Annotated in this window: 15 protein-coding genes; 6 read left to right on the top strand and 9 right to left on the bottom strand. The window is 56.1% G+C overall.

The features are described 5' to 3' along the window. Nucleotides 1–52: 52 nt before the first annotated feature. Nucleotides 53–901, top strand: a complete 849-nt coding sequence (gene rhaR / locus HCK03_RS25700) for an HTH-type transcriptional activator RhaR (RefSeq protein ID WP_041143424.1) — start codon at nucleotides 53–55, stop codon at nucleotides 899–901. A 4-nt stretch (nucleotides 902–905) separates the two neighbouring features. Here rhaR and rhaT read toward each other — a convergent pair whose 3' ends face one another. Continuing rightward, a complete protein-coding gene (gene rhaT, locus HCK03_RS25695) occupies nucleotides 906–1,940 on the bottom strand; it encodes an L-rhamnose/proton symporter RhaT (RefSeq protein ID WP_076947955.1) in 1,035 nt (344 codons plus the stop codon). Between the two features lie 291 nt (nucleotides 1,941–2,231). Between rhaT and sodA the strand changes: the two genes are divergently transcribed. Then, entirely contained in the window at nucleotides 2,232–2,852 is a 621-nt protein-coding gene (gene sodA, locus HCK03_RS25690) for a superoxide dismutase [Mn] (protein ID WP_041143426.1), read from the top strand. 71 nt (nucleotides 2,853–2,923) lie between these two features. Then, nucleotides 2,924–3,598: a 6-hydroxyaminopurine reductase gene (yiiM, locus tag HCK03_RS25685; protein ID WP_041143427.1), complete on the top strand. Its 675-nt coding sequence runs from the start codon at nucleotides 2,924–2,926 to the stop codon at nucleotides 3,596–3,598. A gap of 39 nt (nucleotides 3,599–3,637) precedes the next feature. On the opposite strand, the gene cpxA is transcribed toward yiiM, so the two are convergent. Both cpxA and cpxR read right to left on the bottom strand, forming a co-directional pair. Continuing rightward, a complete protein-coding gene (gene cpxA / locus HCK03_RS25680) occupies nucleotides 3,638–5,011 on the bottom strand; it encodes an envelope stress sensor histidine kinase CpxA (protein ID WP_041143428.1) in 1,374 nt (457 codons plus the stop codon). Continuing rightward, on the bottom strand, nucleotides 5,008–5,706 hold the full coding sequence (gene cpxR / locus HCK03_RS25675; RefSeq protein WP_004203671.1) for an envelope stress response regulator transcription factor CpxR: 699 nt from the start codon (nucleotides 5,704–5,706) through the stop codon (nucleotides 5,008–5,010). Before cpxR ends, cpxA begins: the two co-directional genes overlap by 4 nt. Nucleotides 5,707–5,855: 149 nt before the next feature. Here cpxR and cpxP point away from each other — a divergent pair, with 149 nt between their 5' ends. From cpxP to pfkA, 3 genes are all read left to right on the top strand, one after another. Beyond that, nucleotides 5,856–6,359: a cell-envelope stress modulator CpxP gene (gene cpxP / locus HCK03_RS25670; RefSeq protein ID WP_041143429.1), complete on the top strand. Its 504-nt coding sequence runs from the start codon at nucleotides 5,856–5,858 to the stop codon at nucleotides 6,357–6,359. Between the two features lie 159 nt (nucleotides 6,360–6,518). Further along, a complete protein-coding gene (fieF, locus tag HCK03_RS25665) occupies nucleotides 6,519–7,415 on the top strand; it encodes a CDF family cation-efflux transporter FieF (protein ID WP_041143430.1) in 897 nt (298 codons plus the stop codon). Nucleotides 7,416–7,618: 203 nt separating this feature from the next. Next, on the top strand, nucleotides 7,619–8,581 hold the full coding sequence (pfkA, locus tag HCK03_RS25660) for a 6-phosphofructokinase (RefSeq protein WP_041143431.1): 963 nt from the start codon (nucleotides 7,619–7,621) through the stop codon (nucleotides 8,579–8,581). Between the two features lie 57 nt (nucleotides 8,582–8,638). Here the strand turns inward: pfkA and rraA are convergent, their stop codons facing one another. From rraA to cytR, 6 genes are all read right to left on the bottom strand, one after another. After that, the gene (gene rraA / locus HCK03_RS25655; RefSeq protein WP_041143432.1) at nucleotides 8,639–9,124 is read right to left on the bottom strand and encodes a ribonuclease E activity regulator RraA; all 486 of its coding nucleotides are present in this window, start codon (nucleotides 9,122–9,124) and stop codon (nucleotides 8,639–8,641) included. Nucleotides 9,125–9,216: 92 nt separating this feature from the next. Beyond that, entirely contained in the window at nucleotides 9,217–10,143 is a 927-nt protein-coding gene (menA, locus tag HCK03_RS25650; RefSeq protein WP_041143433.1) for a 1,4-dihydroxy-2-naphthoate polyprenyltransferase, read from the bottom strand. Nucleotides 10,144–10,211: 68 nt separating this feature from the next. Beyond that, nucleotides 10,212–11,546, bottom strand: coding sequence for an HslU--HslV peptidase ATPase subunit (gene hslU / locus HCK03_RS25645; protein WP_041143434.1), 1,335 nt, complete (start codon nucleotides 11,544–11,546; stop codon nucleotides 10,212–10,214). A 9-nt stretch (nucleotides 11,547–11,555) separates the two neighbouring features. Further along, nucleotides 11,556–12,086 carry an ATP-dependent protease subunit HslV gene (hslV, locus tag HCK03_RS25640; protein ID WP_041143435.1) on the bottom strand — a complete coding sequence of 177 codons (531 nt, stop codon included), beginning with the start codon at nucleotides 12,084–12,086 and terminating at the stop codon, nucleotides 11,556–11,558. 91 nt (nucleotides 12,087–12,177) lie between these two features. Beyond that, a complete protein-coding gene (ftsN, locus tag HCK03_RS25635) occupies nucleotides 12,178–13,155 on the bottom strand; it encodes a cell division protein FtsN (protein ID WP_041143436.1) in 978 nt (325 codons plus the stop codon). Nucleotides 13,156–13,246: 91 nt separating this feature from the next. After that, nucleotides 13,247–14,275: a DNA-binding transcriptional regulator CytR gene (cytR, locus tag HCK03_RS25630; protein ID WP_041143437.1), complete on the bottom strand. Its 1,029-nt coding sequence runs from the start codon at nucleotides 14,273–14,275 to the stop codon at nucleotides 13,247–13,249. Nucleotides 14,276–14,416 lie beyond the last annotated feature (141 nt).

Below are 14,416 nucleotides of genomic sequence, written 5' to 3'. Positions count from 1 at the left end.
AGCGAGCAAAATCGCGAATAATCGAACGTTATTTGTGCCTGGAGTTGTCGCGGTGGCCGGTCAGTTGATTCTTCGCAAAGATGAGTTTTTTGCCTCGCCTTCTCAGGCGGTGGCGGTAGCGGATCGCTACCCGCAAAACGTCTTCGCCGAGCATACCCATGAGTTCTGCGAACTGGTGCTGGTGTGGCGGGGAAACGGCCTGCATGTGCTTAACGATCGCCCGTGGCGCATTACCCGCGGCGATCTGTTCTATATCCGCGCGCAGGACAAGCACTCCTATGCGTCGGTGAACGATTTAGTCCTGCAAAACGTCATCTACTGCCCGGACCGGCTGCGGCTCAACTTTGACTGGGCGGCCCATATTCCCGGACTGTTTGGTACGCCGTGGGTTCCGCACTGGCGAATCGGCAGCTCCGGTATGACCCAGGTGCGGCAGGTGATTACCCAGCTTGAACAGGAGAGCACCCGCAGCGACCCCCAGGCCAATCAGATGGCCGAGCTGCTGTTCGCCCAGTTGGCGCTCATTCTGCACCGACATCGCTACGCGACCGACAACCTGGCGGCGACCCAGAGCGAAGCCCTCCTCGATAAACTGCTGACCGAACTGGCCGGCAGCCTGAACCGACCCTTTTTCCTCGATCGCTTTTGCGCGCGGGAAGCGTGCAGCGAGCGCGCCCTGCGCCAGCAGTTTCGCCAGCAGACGGGTATGACGATCAACCACTATTTACGTCAGCTGAGAATTTGCCACGCGCAGTACCTGCTGCAGCATACGGAGCGGCTGATTGGCGAAATCGCTATGCTGTGCGGATTCGAAGACAGTAACTACTTTTCGGTGGTCTTTAACCGTGAGATTGGCATGACGCCGGGGCAGTGGCGGCAACGCAGTCGCGTCGCCGCTTAGGCGTTTAGTTTGCCATTCCCAGGCCGACAATATTGGCGGCAATAATGATCACCACGCAGCCAAGGCTGAGTACGCCGACCGGACGCCGTCCGGCGTTGTTCCACTCCTTCAGCACCAGCCCCACCAGCCCACCGCACAGAACGTAGAAGCTCATATGCAGCATCCAGCTCATGTAGTCGTACTGTGCCGGAATGCTGGCGTGGCCCCATGCGTAGAAGAAGAACTGCAGGTACCACATCAGGCCGCCGAGCGCGGAAAGCAGGATATTGGCGATGATGAGCGGTTTTGCCCGCGAGAAGTCCGCTTTTATCGACAGGTTTTTCACTTTTGCCAGCCGAATAAAGCAGAATCCGAGGTTCACCAGCGCGCCGCCGCCCATGATGACCACGTAGCTAGGCAGAGCGGTGTACAGCGGGTCAACCCCCAGCGCCGCGGCGGCTTCGTGCATCGGTTTGGCGGCGTTCATTGCAAACGACATCCCCGCCGAGAAAATGCCGCACATGACCGCCAGGACCAGACCTTTTTTAAGGTTGAAGTCTGCGGCCTTAATGCCCATTTTGCGCTCTTTCAGCTGCCCCGCTCGGGTGACAATGGCGACGCCAATCACCGCGACCAGCACGCCGAGCAGTGTCATCTGACCGCCTTTGGTATTGATTAAAACCTCGAACTGACCGTTGAGAATCGGGGTCATGAGCGTACCGACGATCAGGGTAATGCCGATGGCGATACCGATCCCCATCGACATGCCGAGATAGCGCATGGTCAGGCCGTAGTTGATATTGCCGATACCCCACATCGCGCCGAACAGGAAGACCGGCAGCAGAGTCGAGGCGCTAAAGGAGTTGTAATAGGCCCAAAAATCAGGCAACAGCAGGGCGCTGATAGTCCAGGGCAGGATCAGCCACGAGACAATCCCGCCGATAGACCACATGGTTTCCCATGACCACTGCTTAACTTGTTTGAACGGAGCATAGAAACAGGCTGCACTGGCCGCACCTATCAAATGCCAAAAAATACCCATCGTAATCGCGTGATTCATTGATTTTATCCTCATCTATTTTTTATCGGATAAATCTTCTTCCGACCCGATGAGTGTAAAAATCGGTCAGTTTTATCGCCTTCAGGCTGTTGCCACGTGTGGGTAAACCCTGGCAACCAACGGCTTAATTACTTGTTCCAGCTCACAAAATCGCGGGTATCACACTCTGTTATAACCTTATTAAAAATACGGCATTGATAAGCGTTTTCAATATCATTTAATTAACTATAATGAACCAACTGCTTACGCGGCCTTAACACTTTCAGCCGCTCGACAATAATGGAGATGATTATGAGTTTTACACTGCCAGCCCTGCCGTACGCTTATGACGCCCTGGAACCGCACTTCGACAAGCAGACTATGGAAATCCACCATACTAAGCACCACCAGGCTTACGTTAACAACGCGAACGCTGCGCTGGAAAGCCTGCCGGAATTCGCCGATCTGTCTGTTGAAGAGCTGATTACTAAACTGGATCAGCTGCCGGCTGACAAAAAAGGTCCTCTGCGTAACAACGCGGGCGGCCACGCTAACCATAGCCTGTTCTGGAAAGGCCTGAAAACCGGTACCACCCTGCAGGGCGACCTGAAAGCGGCTATCGAGCGCGATTTCGGCTCCGTTGATAACTTCAAAGCTGAGTTTGAAAAAGCTGCAGCCACCCGTTTCGGCTCCGGCTGGGCGTGGCTGGTACTGAAAGGCGACAAGCTGGCCGTGGTTTCTACCGCGAACCAGGACTCCCCGCTGATGGGTGAAGCTATCTCCGGCGCTTCCGGTTTCCCGATCCTGGGCCTGGACGTGTGGGAACATGCTTACTACCTGAAATTCCAGAACCGCCGCCCGGACTACATCAAAGAGTTCTGGAACGTGGTTAACTGGGACGAAGCAGCAGCGCGTTTTGCCGCCAAAAAATAAGGTTGCATTGTGCTGAACGAGAAGCGAGTCTGATGACTCGCTTTTTTTATACCTGTAGCAGGGGGCAGCAGATGCACTATCCGGTGAACGTCTTTGTGGGCAAGATAAGGGATTACGAAGGAAGCCGTCCGAGCGCCATCGGGAAAATCCAGGTCGACGGTGAGTTAACCCTCGGCGATCTGGGGCTGGAAGGCGATGAGCAGGCGGAAAAGAAAATTCACGGCGGCCCGGATCGCGCGCTCTGCCAGTACCCGCGCGAGCACTACGCCGACTGGATCCGCGAATTCCCCCAGCAGGCCGACCTTTTCTGCGCGCCGGCCTTTGGCGAAAACCTTTCTGCTGAAGGAATGACCGAGAAAAACGTCTATATCGGGGATATCTTTCGCTGGGGCGAGGCGCTGATTCAGGTAACGCAGCCGCGCTCGCCGTGCTTTAAGCTCAACTTCCATTTTGCCATCAGCGATATGGCCCAGCGCATGCAGAATAGCGGTAAAACCGGCTGGCTGTACCGGGTGGTGGCGGGGGGCGTGGTCTCCTGCGACGCGCCGCTGGAGCTGGCCTCCAGGGTGAGTGATATCAGCGTACATGAGGCCGGCGCGATTGCCTGGCATATGCCGTTTGATGACGAGCAGTATCATCGCCTGCTCAGTGCCGCAGGGCTGTCGGTAAGCTGGAGCCGTACCATGCAGAAGCGGCGTTTAAGCGGCAAAATCGAAGATAATTCCCGCCGATTGTCGGGGAAATAAGGCTTCCCCGGCTGCGTGCGCAGACCGGGGAACGCCGCGTCAGGTGCGCTTATACAGCGGCAGCCAGATGGTCAGCCGCAGGCCGCCCAGCGGGCTGTCGTCGGCTTTCACCCAACCGCGATGCTGCTGAATAGCGGCTTCGACAATCGCCAGTCCCAGACCGGTACCGCCTGACTCGCGATCGCGCGCTTCGTCGGTGCGGTAGAACGGGCGGAAAATCTGCTCGCGATCCTCAGGGCTGACGCCCGGACCGTCATCATCGACGTTAACCGTGATGCCGTCTTTATCCACCGAGAAGCTCACCGAAATTCGGGTATGCGAGTAGCGCAGCGCGTTGCGTACGATATTCTCCAGCGCGCTTTCCAGCGCGTTGGGGTTGCCGTACAGCGGCCACGGCCCCGGCGGATACTCCACGGTGAACGATTTTCCTACCTGCTCGGCCTCGAAGGCGGCGTTATCGAGCACCTCGCCCCACAGCTGGTTGGCTTTTACCGTCTCGCTGACCAGCGCGTTGTTGGCCTGATTGCGCGACATCACCAGCAGATCGTTGATCATGCTGTCCAGCCGATGCGCCTCCATCTCAATACGCTCCAGCTCTTTGCTCTCGCCGCTGCGGCGGCGCAGCAGGGCGGTGCCCAGCTGCAGTCGCGTAAGCGGCGTGCGCAGCTCGTGGGAGATATCGGAGAGCAGACGCTGCTGGCTGGTCATCATCCGCTCCAGGGCGGTGACCATCTGGTTAAAGCTGGTCCCGGCGGCCAAAAACTCCTGCGGGCCGGCTTCCAGTTCCGGATGCTGGCGCAGGTTCCCCTGGGCGACCTCGTCGGCGGCATTTTTCAGCTTACGCGCCGGTTTTGCCAGACTCCACGCCAGCCATAGCAGCAGCGGAGCGCTGACCAGCATGGTGACGATAAGCAGCAGCAGCGGACGGTCAAACAGCAGGTTGATGAAATCGGATTGTGACGTGCTGGCGGGGCGGATCAGATAGAGCTGATAATTATCCTCACCATCCCTGACGGAAAACGGGCCGACCATTTCCAGACGACCGTAGCGTTTTTTCTGCGGATGATCGGCATTATCGGCCTGGCCGATAAAGTTGCGAATAATCTGCATTTCGTTGCGTTCTGCGCCGATAACGCGCCCTTCGCTGGTGACCAGCAGCAGGCGCTGTCCCGGCGGAGCCCATTTATCTATCGCCCGAAACAGACGACGCCACCACATCAGATCGTTGGGTGGATCGGTCGCCAGCTCGGCCTCAACGTGCTGCTCAATCATGATGCCCTGGCGTTGCTCGCTTTCCAGAAGTTCGGTCATCTGGCGCGAATCCAGCTTGGGCAGCATCAGAACCAGCATCAACACCAGCGCCAGCGTGAGCCAGAAAATAGCGAAGATGCGTGCGGTTAAACTTCCAATCATGAAGCTGAAACCATCAGATAGCCGCGCCCGCGCAGGGTTTTAAACCACGGGTGGCCGTCTTTACGCTCCGGCAGCTTACGCCGCAGGTTAGAAATATGCATATCGATGGCGCGGTCGAACGGCGTCAGGCGTTTTCCCAATACTTCCTGACTCAGATGTTCACGAGAGACCACCTGGCCAAGATGCTGCGCCAGCAGGTACAGCAGGGTGAACTCCGTTCCGGTAAGCTCCAGCGTTTGACCATCAAAGTTGGCTTCCTGACGGCCCGGGTTGAGGCTCAATGCGTCAACCTCCAGCGTCGGTGAGCCGGCTTCGGTGGTTTGCTGCTGCTCACTCCAGTGGGAGCGGCGCAGAATCGCGCGTATGCGCGCCACCAGCTCACGATCGTTAAACGGCTTAGGCAGATAATCATCCGCGCCCAGTTCAAGGCCGAGAACGCGATCCAGCTCGCTACCGCGGGCAGTTAGCATGATAACGGGAGTCTGGTGTGTCTGACGCAACTCTTTAAGCGTATCGATACCGTTTTTCTTCGGCATCATCACATCAAGTAAAAGTAAATCGATGCTGTCGTCCAGGAGAGCCAGCGCCTGTTCCCCATCATGGGCTACGAGCACGTTAAAGCCTTCCATATCGAGCAGCTCTTTTAACAGGGAGGTGAGCTCCCGGTCATCATCAACTAACAGGATTTTGTTCATTGTTTAAATACCTCCGAGGCAGAAATTACGTCATCAAGGCTCGCTAATCCATGACTTTACGTTGTTTTACACCCCCTGACGCATGTTTGCAGCCCGAATCGTAAACTGTCTCTCGTTGAATCGCGACACAAACGTTTTGGGAGTATGTGATGCGCAATGTTATTGCTGCCGTCATGGCCTCAACGCTGGCGCTAAGTGCTAATAGCCAGGCCGCTGAAGTCGTTACCAGCGTTAACTGGCTCCCCGGAGAAGAAGGGGCGCAGCGCAGCATCCAGGGCCACATGTTTGATGGCATAAGTTTAACCGAACAGCAACGACAGCAGTTACGAGATCTTATGCAACGGGCACGCCACGATAGGTTACCCGTTAATGTTAGCGAAATGGAGACAATGCATAGCCTTGTCACCGCAGAAAAATTTGATGAAAACGCTGTGCGCGCTCAGGCCGATAAGATGGCGCAGGAACAGGTTGACCGCCAGATCGAAATGGCGAAGGTTCGCAACCAGATGTACCACCTGTTAACGCCAGAGCAGCAAGCGGTTTTAAATGCTAAGCACCAGCAGCGAATGGATCAGTTGCGTGAGGTTGTAAGGATGCAGAAAGGCTCAGCGAAGATGCTTTCAAGTAGTAGCAATACCGTGCAACCCCAGTAACAAACCCTGTTTTCCTTGCCATAGACACCATCCCTGTCTTCCCCCCACATGATGTGGGGGTTTTTTTTGCCTGTCATTCAGCTAAACGACCTCCCGCTTGTCATCCGTCGTCGCAATAGATCGGGTTATACTAAGCGCACTGCGGGTGAAGGAGCGTTTATGAATCAATCTTATGGGCGGCTGGTGAGTCGTGCGGCCATTGCGGCGACGGTGATGGCTTCCGCGTTACTTTTGATTAAAATTTTTGCGTGGTGGTATACCGGCTCTGTGAGTATTCTGGCTGCGCTGGTGGACTCGCTGGTGGATATTGCCGCCTCGTTAACCAATCTCCTGGTGGTGCGCTATTCGCTGCAACCTGCCGATGAGGAGCATACCTTTGGCCACGGCAAGGCCGAGTCGCTGGCGGCGCTGGCGCAAAGTATGTTTATCTCCGGGTCGGCGCTGTTCCTGTTTTTGACCGGTATTCAGCACCTGGCGCGCCCGGAACCGATGCAGGCGGCGGGCGTCGGGATGATTGTGACCCTGATTGCGCTGCTCAGTACGCTGGTGCTGGTGACCTTCCAGCGCTGGGTGGTGAGAAAAACGCAGAGTCAGGCGGTGCGAGCAGATATGCTTCATTATCAGTCTGATGTTATGATGAACGGCGCTATTCTGGTGGCGCTGGGCCTCTCCTGGTACGGCTGGCATCGTGCCGATGCGCTATTTGCGTTGGGGATAGGCGTCTATATTCTGTATAGCGCGCTGCGCATGGCCTATGAGGCCGTCCAGTCGCTGTTAGACCGCGCGCTGCCTGATGAGGAACGTCAGGACATTATCAATATCGTGACCGCATGGCCTGGCGTCAGCGGGGCGCACGATCTACGGACGCGGCAGTCAGGGCCGACTCGCTTTATTCAAATACATTTGGAAATGGAAGATAACCTGCCATTGGTTCAGGCACACGTCATTGCCGACCAGGTGGAGCAGGCGATTCTGCACCGTTTTCCGGGTTCTGATGTCATTATCCATCAGGACCCCTGTTCTGTGGTGCCGCTGGCGCGGCAGGGCGTTTTTTAAGCTTTGAGTTATAGTCTGTAAACTCGATGTAAAAATGTGGGGCAGGCCGGCATTATTTGTATAAATTACCGCCGTTTGGTCTGACCTGAATCAATTCAGCCAGAAGCGTTTGATATACTATTGCAATTATCGTCGTGCACTCCTGATAAGGGAGCGCTTCAGGCAACAGGATTATTTTTTGCTTCCTAAGTTCAGAGGTAGTCATGATTAAGAAAATCGGTGTGTTGACAAGTGGCGGTGATGCGCCGGGCATGAACGCGGCAATTCGCGGCGTTGTGCGCGCGGCATTAACGGAAGGTCTGGAAATTTTTGGAATCTATGACGGTTACCTCGGGTTGTATGAAGATCGTATGATCCAGCTCGACCGCTATAGCGTTTCCGACATGATCAACCGTGGCGGCACCTTCCTGGGTTCAGCACGTTTCCCGGAATTCCGCGAAGAGCACGTTCGCGCCGTGGCCCTTGAGAACATGAAAAAGCGCGGTCTGGATGCGCTGGTTGTTATCGGCGGTGATGGTTCGTACATGGGGGCGATGCGCCTGACCGAAATGGGCTTCCCGTGCATCGGTCTGCCGGGTACCATCGACAACGACATTAAAGGCACCGACTACACCATCGGTTTCTTCACCGCGCTGAGCACCGTTGTTGAAGCGATTGACCGTCTGCGTGATACCTCTTCCTCACACCAGCGTATTTCCGTCGTTGAAGTGATGGGCCGCTATTGTGGCGATCTGACGCTGGCGGCGGCTATTTCCGGCGGCTGTGAATTCGTCATGGTGCCTGAGGTTGATTACAGCCGCGACGATTTGGTCGCTGAAATCAAAGCGGGTATCGCCAAAGGTAAGAAACACGCGATTGTGGCCATCACAGAGCACATGTGCGACGTCCACGAGCTGGCTGACTACATTGAGAAAGAGACCGGTCGTGAAACGCGTGCAACCGTTCTGGGTCACATTCAGCGCGGCGGCTCCCCGGTTCCTTATGACCGTATCCTGGCATCCCGCATGGGCGCCTACGCGATTGACCTGCTGCTGCAGGGCTTCGGCGGCCGCTGTGTGGGTATTCAGAACGAGAAGCTGGTTCATCATGACATTATCGACGCTATCGAAAACATGAAGCGTCCGTTCAAAAATGACTGGCTGGATTGCGCGAAGAAACTGTACTAAGTTTCGGCGTAAAACAAAAAGGCCTTCTCAGAGAGAAGGCCTTTTTTATTGGGCGGGCTATTCGATATCCAGCGCATCCTCGGAGAGGATGATGCCGGTATTATCGGCGTACAGATGATCGCCGGAGAAGAAGGTCACGCCGCCGAAGTTGACGCGGACGTCGCTTTCGCCGATGCCTTCACCTGCGGCACCTACGGGAATGGCTGCCAGCGCCTGGATGCCGATATCCAGCTCTTCCAGATCGTCTACCTGACGCACCGCACCGTAAACCACCAGTCCTTCCCACTCATTCTGCACCGCCAGACGCGCCAGGTCCGCGTCAATCAGCGCCCGTCGGACGGAACCGCCGCCATCGATCAGCAGAATATGACCACGGCCGTTCTGTTCGAGCATATCGTATAGCAACCCGTTATCCTCGAAACATTTCACCGTGATGATTTGTCCACCAAACGACGACCGCCCTCCAAAGTTGGAGAACAGAGGTTCCACTACGTTGACATCCTCCTGGTAGATGTCACAAAGCTCGGAAGTATCGTATTTCATAGGCTTAACGTTCAGTTGCTGCGAGAGTTTTTAGTATATCTCGCGAAACCCATTGTTGGCAAAATCATCAATTGTTAATTGATATTTGTCAGTTAACCCAGCAGCTTGCTGCAAATAATCCCGATGACAAACAGCAGGTTGGTTAACAGAGCCGCTTTTACCGTTCGTTCCAGCATTGGGCGCATCGCCACCGGTTCGCGCTCGCGCATGACAAACTGCACCTGCTTCACCAGCAGCGGTGTAGCGAGGATAAACAGCCAGCCCCACGGATTGTGCAGAGAAAACAGGTTAAACAGCGCCAGGCACAGCGGAGCGCCAATTAACAGGCAGGCGTGGTAGCGGCGGGCGTTGAGCGGACCAAGGCGCACGGCCAGGGTGTTTTTACCGTTCTCCCGGTCGCTATCGATATCGCGCAGGTTATTGATATTGAGTACCGCCGCCGCGAGCAGGCCGCAGGCCGTTGCGGGTAGGAAGACGCTGGCGGCAATCGTGTGGGCCTGGAGGTACCAGCTTCCCGCCACGCTCAGCCAGCCAAAGAAGACCAGCACCGAAATATCGCCAAGGCCGATATAGCCATAAGGGCGGGTACCGACGGTATAGGTGATTGCTGCGACGATGGCGAGGCTGCCCAGAACCATAAAGCCAATAAAATCGGCCATGGTTTGCCAGGCGGAAAACAGCAGAGCCAGTCCGGAAAGACAAATCAGCACCACGGTGAGGATGAGCGCGCGCTTCATCTGCGCCTGGCTGATCGCCCCTTTTTGCATACCGCGAAGCGGGCCTATGCGATCGGGCTTGTCGCTGCCCTTTACCGCATCGCCGTAATCGTTAGCCAGATTAGATAAAATTTGCAGCAGACCGGCGGTAATCAGCGCCAGCAGAGCCACCCAGGGATCGAAATGACCCTGGTGCCAGGCAAGCGTCGTGCCGACAACGATGGCGGCAAAGGCCAGAGGCAGCGTTTTTGGGCGCAGGCTTTCCAGCCAGGCCTGGGTGCGGTTTATCGGTTGTTCAGTCATAGGTTCCGGCCAAAAAAATGGGGCTATTTATAGCCCCATCGATTGTGATGAAAATATATTGAACCGGATTATAGGATAAAACGACTCAGATCTTCATCTGCCACCAGAACATCGAGATGTTTACCGACATATTCAGCATCAATGGTGATGCTCTGGCCGTTCATTTCGCTGGCATCGTAGGAGATATCTTCGATCAGACGCTCCAGGACGGTATGCAGACGGCGCGCGCCGATGTTTTCGGTTGTTTCGTTGACCTGCCATGCGGCCTGAGCGATACGCTTGATGCCGTCTTGCGTAAACTCAATACTCACGCCTTCGGTGGCCATCAGCGCCTTATACTGTACGGTAATCGAGGCGTTCGGCTCGGTCAGGATGCGCTCGAAATCTTCGGTGGTCAGCGCTTTCAGCTCGACGCGAATCGGCAGACGACCCTGCAGCTCAGGGATCAGGTCTGACGGACTGGCCACCTGGAATGCGCCGGAGGCGATAAACAGGATATGGTCAGTTTTCACCATGCCGTGCTTGGTTGAGACGGTACAGCCTTCAACCAGCGGCAGCAGATCGCGCTGGACGCCTTCACGAGACACGTCCGGGCCGGAGCTATTGCCGCCGCGCTTACAGATTTTGTCGATCTCGTCGATAAATACGATACCGTGCTGCTCAACCGCGTCGATAGCGTCCTGCTTCAGCTCTTCCGGGTTAACCAGTTTGGCCGCTTCTTCTTCAATCAGCAGCTTCATCGCGTCTTTGATTTTCAGCTTGCGCGGCTTCTGCTTCTGCCCGCCCAGGTTCTGGAACATGGACTGCAGCTGGCTGGTCATCTCTTCCATGCCCGGAGGGGACATGATCTCTACGCCCATCGGCGCAGCGGCAAGGTCAATCTCGATTTCTTTATCGTCGAGCTGGCCTTCGCGCAGTTTTTTGCGGAATGCCTGACGCGCCGCGGACGGCTCCTGAGTTTGCTCAGCCTGGCCCCAGTTATTTTTCGCCGGTGGGATCAGCACGTCAAGAATGCGCTCTTCCGCCAGCTCTTCCGCACGGTAGCGGTTTTTATCGATGGACTGCATGCGGACCATTTTGATCGCCGCATCGGTCAGATCGCGGATAATGGAATCCACTTCTTTACCGACATAGCCCACTTCGGTGAATTTGGTCGCTTCCACTTTGATGAACGGCGCGTTGGCCAGTTTTGCCAGGCGACGCGCGATTTCGGTTTTACCGACGCCGGTTGGGCCGATCATCAGAATGTTTTTCGGCGTAACTTCATGGCGCAGCTCTTCGCTAAGCTGCATGCGGCGCCAGCGGTTACGCAGGGCGATAGCGACAGAACGCTTAGCGGCGTCCTGACCAATAATATGTTTGTCCAGTTCGCTGACAATTTCGCGTGGGGTCATTTCAGACATGGGAGATCCTTACGCTTTAGAGGCTAATTCTTCGATGGTGTGGAAATGGTTGGTATAAATGCAGATATCGCCTGCAATATTCAACGCCTTCTCTGCGATGTCGCGAGCGCCCAAATCGGTATTTTCCAGCAGAGCGCGAGCAGCGGCCTGGGCGTAGGGACCACCGGAGCCGATAGCAATTAAATCATTTTCTGGCTGCACCACGTCACCGTTACCGGTGATGATCAGGGACGAGTTCTCATCCGCTACCGCCAGCAGCGCTTCCAGCTTACGCAGCATGCGATCGGTACGCCAGTCCTTCGCCAGCTCAACGGCGGCTTTGACCAGATGGCCCTGGTGCATTTCCAGTTTACGTTCAAACAGTTCAAACAGCGTAAAGGCGTCTGCGGTGCCGCCGGCGAAGCCCGCAATCACTTTGTCATTGTAGAGACGGCGGACTTTTTTCACGTTGCCTTTCATTACGGTGTTGCCCAGCGTGGCCTGGCCATCACCGGCAATAACCACATGGCCGTTACGGCGAACACTAACTATTGTTGTCACGAGCAGACCCCTTGGTTACAAAAGCGGAATAGGGGCCCCGCGCTTTACGCGGGGCGGAATGCAATTATAGATGGGGGGGATTTTGAGGGTTTCAACCCCTGGCGGCGAGACGAATGCAGTTTGCATGCCCGGCCATTTTCAGGCGACCGATCATGTCGTTGGCATTTTCCTTGCCTTTCAGCGGCCCAATGACCACGCGATTCCAGCCGTTGTTGGTGGTGATGTGTGAGGCAAAGCCTTCAAAGGCCAGCTGAGCACGGACGGTTTCCGCCTGTTCAGCTCCTTTAAAGGAGCCGCACTGGATCATCCAGCTGCGATCGTCTTTCTTCTCGGCTGCGGCTTTTGGCGCCTCTTCAACTCGCGCAACCGGTGCGGCCGCCTGTGTTTTAGGTGCCGCTGCGGTATGCGCTGGCGTCTGCAGCAGATCCTGATACGGCTGCGTCGCTGCCGCCGTTTGTTTCGGCTGCTGTACCGGCTTCGGCTGCTGTGCCGGCTGTTCTACAACCCGCTGCTGTACGCGCGGCTGCTGCACCGGCGCCTGCTGCTGGGTTTGCGCCCACTGCTGCTGCTGTACCTGCTGCTGAGCCAGACGCTGACGCTGCAGCGTCTGCTGACGCTGCGCCGGGGTCTGTTCGTTCCACGGCACCTCGGTCAGCTGAGTAGGCTGCTGGCGCATATCGGCCTGCATCTGTGCCAGCAGCTGGCGCTGTTCGTTGGTCAGTTGTTCAGGCTTCATCACTTCGCCGCCGGCCGTTGGTTCAGTTGGCGCACGTACGCCAGGCTGACGGCTTTCCAGCTCTTTAATATAGCGCCAGCGCTCTTCCGGTTTCGGCGGTAGGCCGTTACCTGCCGCCTGGCGGTTTTGCAGCGCTTCAGCTTCTTCTTTTTTGTGGTGCGTGATGAAGTACAGTCCACCGATAAAGGCCACCAGCACGGCCGCCGCGATTGCCACCATGGTCGGTGAAATAGCAGAAAGGCCGCTTTGCTTGTTCCTTGAGCTTCGGGTGTTGCTCTTTTTGCGCCGCGAAGAAGCCGGTTGGCTGCGGCGTACATAATCTCGTTGTGCCACTATCGTTTCGCTGTCTTATTCATTCGTCAGCCCGCCATGTTACTTAAGCGGCGGGCCTTTGACCAGAAGAGCAGGCCCGAAAGCCTGATGGTTATGCTCTGATTTTTCGCGTACTGCCACGAACGATCAGCTCGCAGTCAAGCAGTCGCGAGCCGCTGCTGACGCTGTGACCGTGCAGCTGGTCCAGCAATAGCAGCATCGCTTCGCGGCCGATATCAAAGCGCGGTTGCGCAACGGTCGTCAATGGCGGATCGCAAAATTCAGACAAAGAGATGTTATCGAAACCAATAATAGACAAATCGTCAGGAATTTTCAGGCCACGGCGTTTTGCCAGCGACAGAGCCCCCAGCGCCATAATATCGCTGTGGCAGAACACCGCCGTTGGCGGCACGGGCAGCGATAAAAGCTGCTCGAGGGCGTTAGAGCCGGCCTCATAGGTAAAATTACCGCGGGCAATATACTGCGGCTCGACGGTTATCCCGCTGCGGCGCAGCGCCTGGACGTAGCCCTGCAGACGGTAGTGGCACAGCGGCATCTCTTCCGGACCGGCGATACAGCCGATACGCTTGTGCCCCAGCTCGTGCAGGTAGTTGACGGCGTTGAAGGCGGCGGTGAGGTTGTCGATATGCACCGTGGGCAGCTCGAGCTCTGGCGCAAACTCGTTTGCCATCACCATCGGCGGCAGATTGCGCTGCTCCTCTACGCCGGCATCGAACGGCAGCCGGGAGCCGAGCAGCAGCATGCCGTCGATCTGCTTGGTAATAATCAGGTCGATAAAGGTTTTTTCCTGACGGTTTTGATGGGCGCAGTCGCCGATCAGCACCAGGTACCCCTGTTCCGCAGCGGTGATTTCGATACCGCGGATGATTTCACTGAAGAAGGGATCGCAAATATCCGGCACAATCACCAGGATCGTGCGCGATTCGTTGCGTTTCATATTTCGCCCGAGCGACTGCGGCAAATAGCCGACTTCCAGCGCCGCCTGCTCCACCCGATTACGGGTAGTTTGTGAAACCTTATCGGGATTCATTAACGCTCGGGATACGGTTGCCGTTGAAACGTTAGCCTTCAGGGCTACGTCTTTCATCGTGGCGGCAACCACCTGTTTTTTGGGCTTCACCTGTTTTCTCCTCGCTGACTGGCGCAGACACATCCCTTGTGATCTGACATCAACAACATTTTTAGCAGATAGTCGATGCGTTGAGTTACAGAATTTTCATGAAAAACGTGATGAGCATTGAATTTTTTCGATCCGCCTCGC

This window comes from Klebsiella terrigena (genome assembly GCF_012029655.1).
In the GTDB taxonomy this organism is placed as follows: domain Bacteria; phylum Pseudomonadota; class Gammaproteobacteria; order Enterobacterales; family Enterobacteriaceae; genus Klebsiella; species Klebsiella terrigena.
Note: the sequence above shows the minus strand (reverse complement) of the source record. Positions and strands in the feature narration are given on the sequence as shown.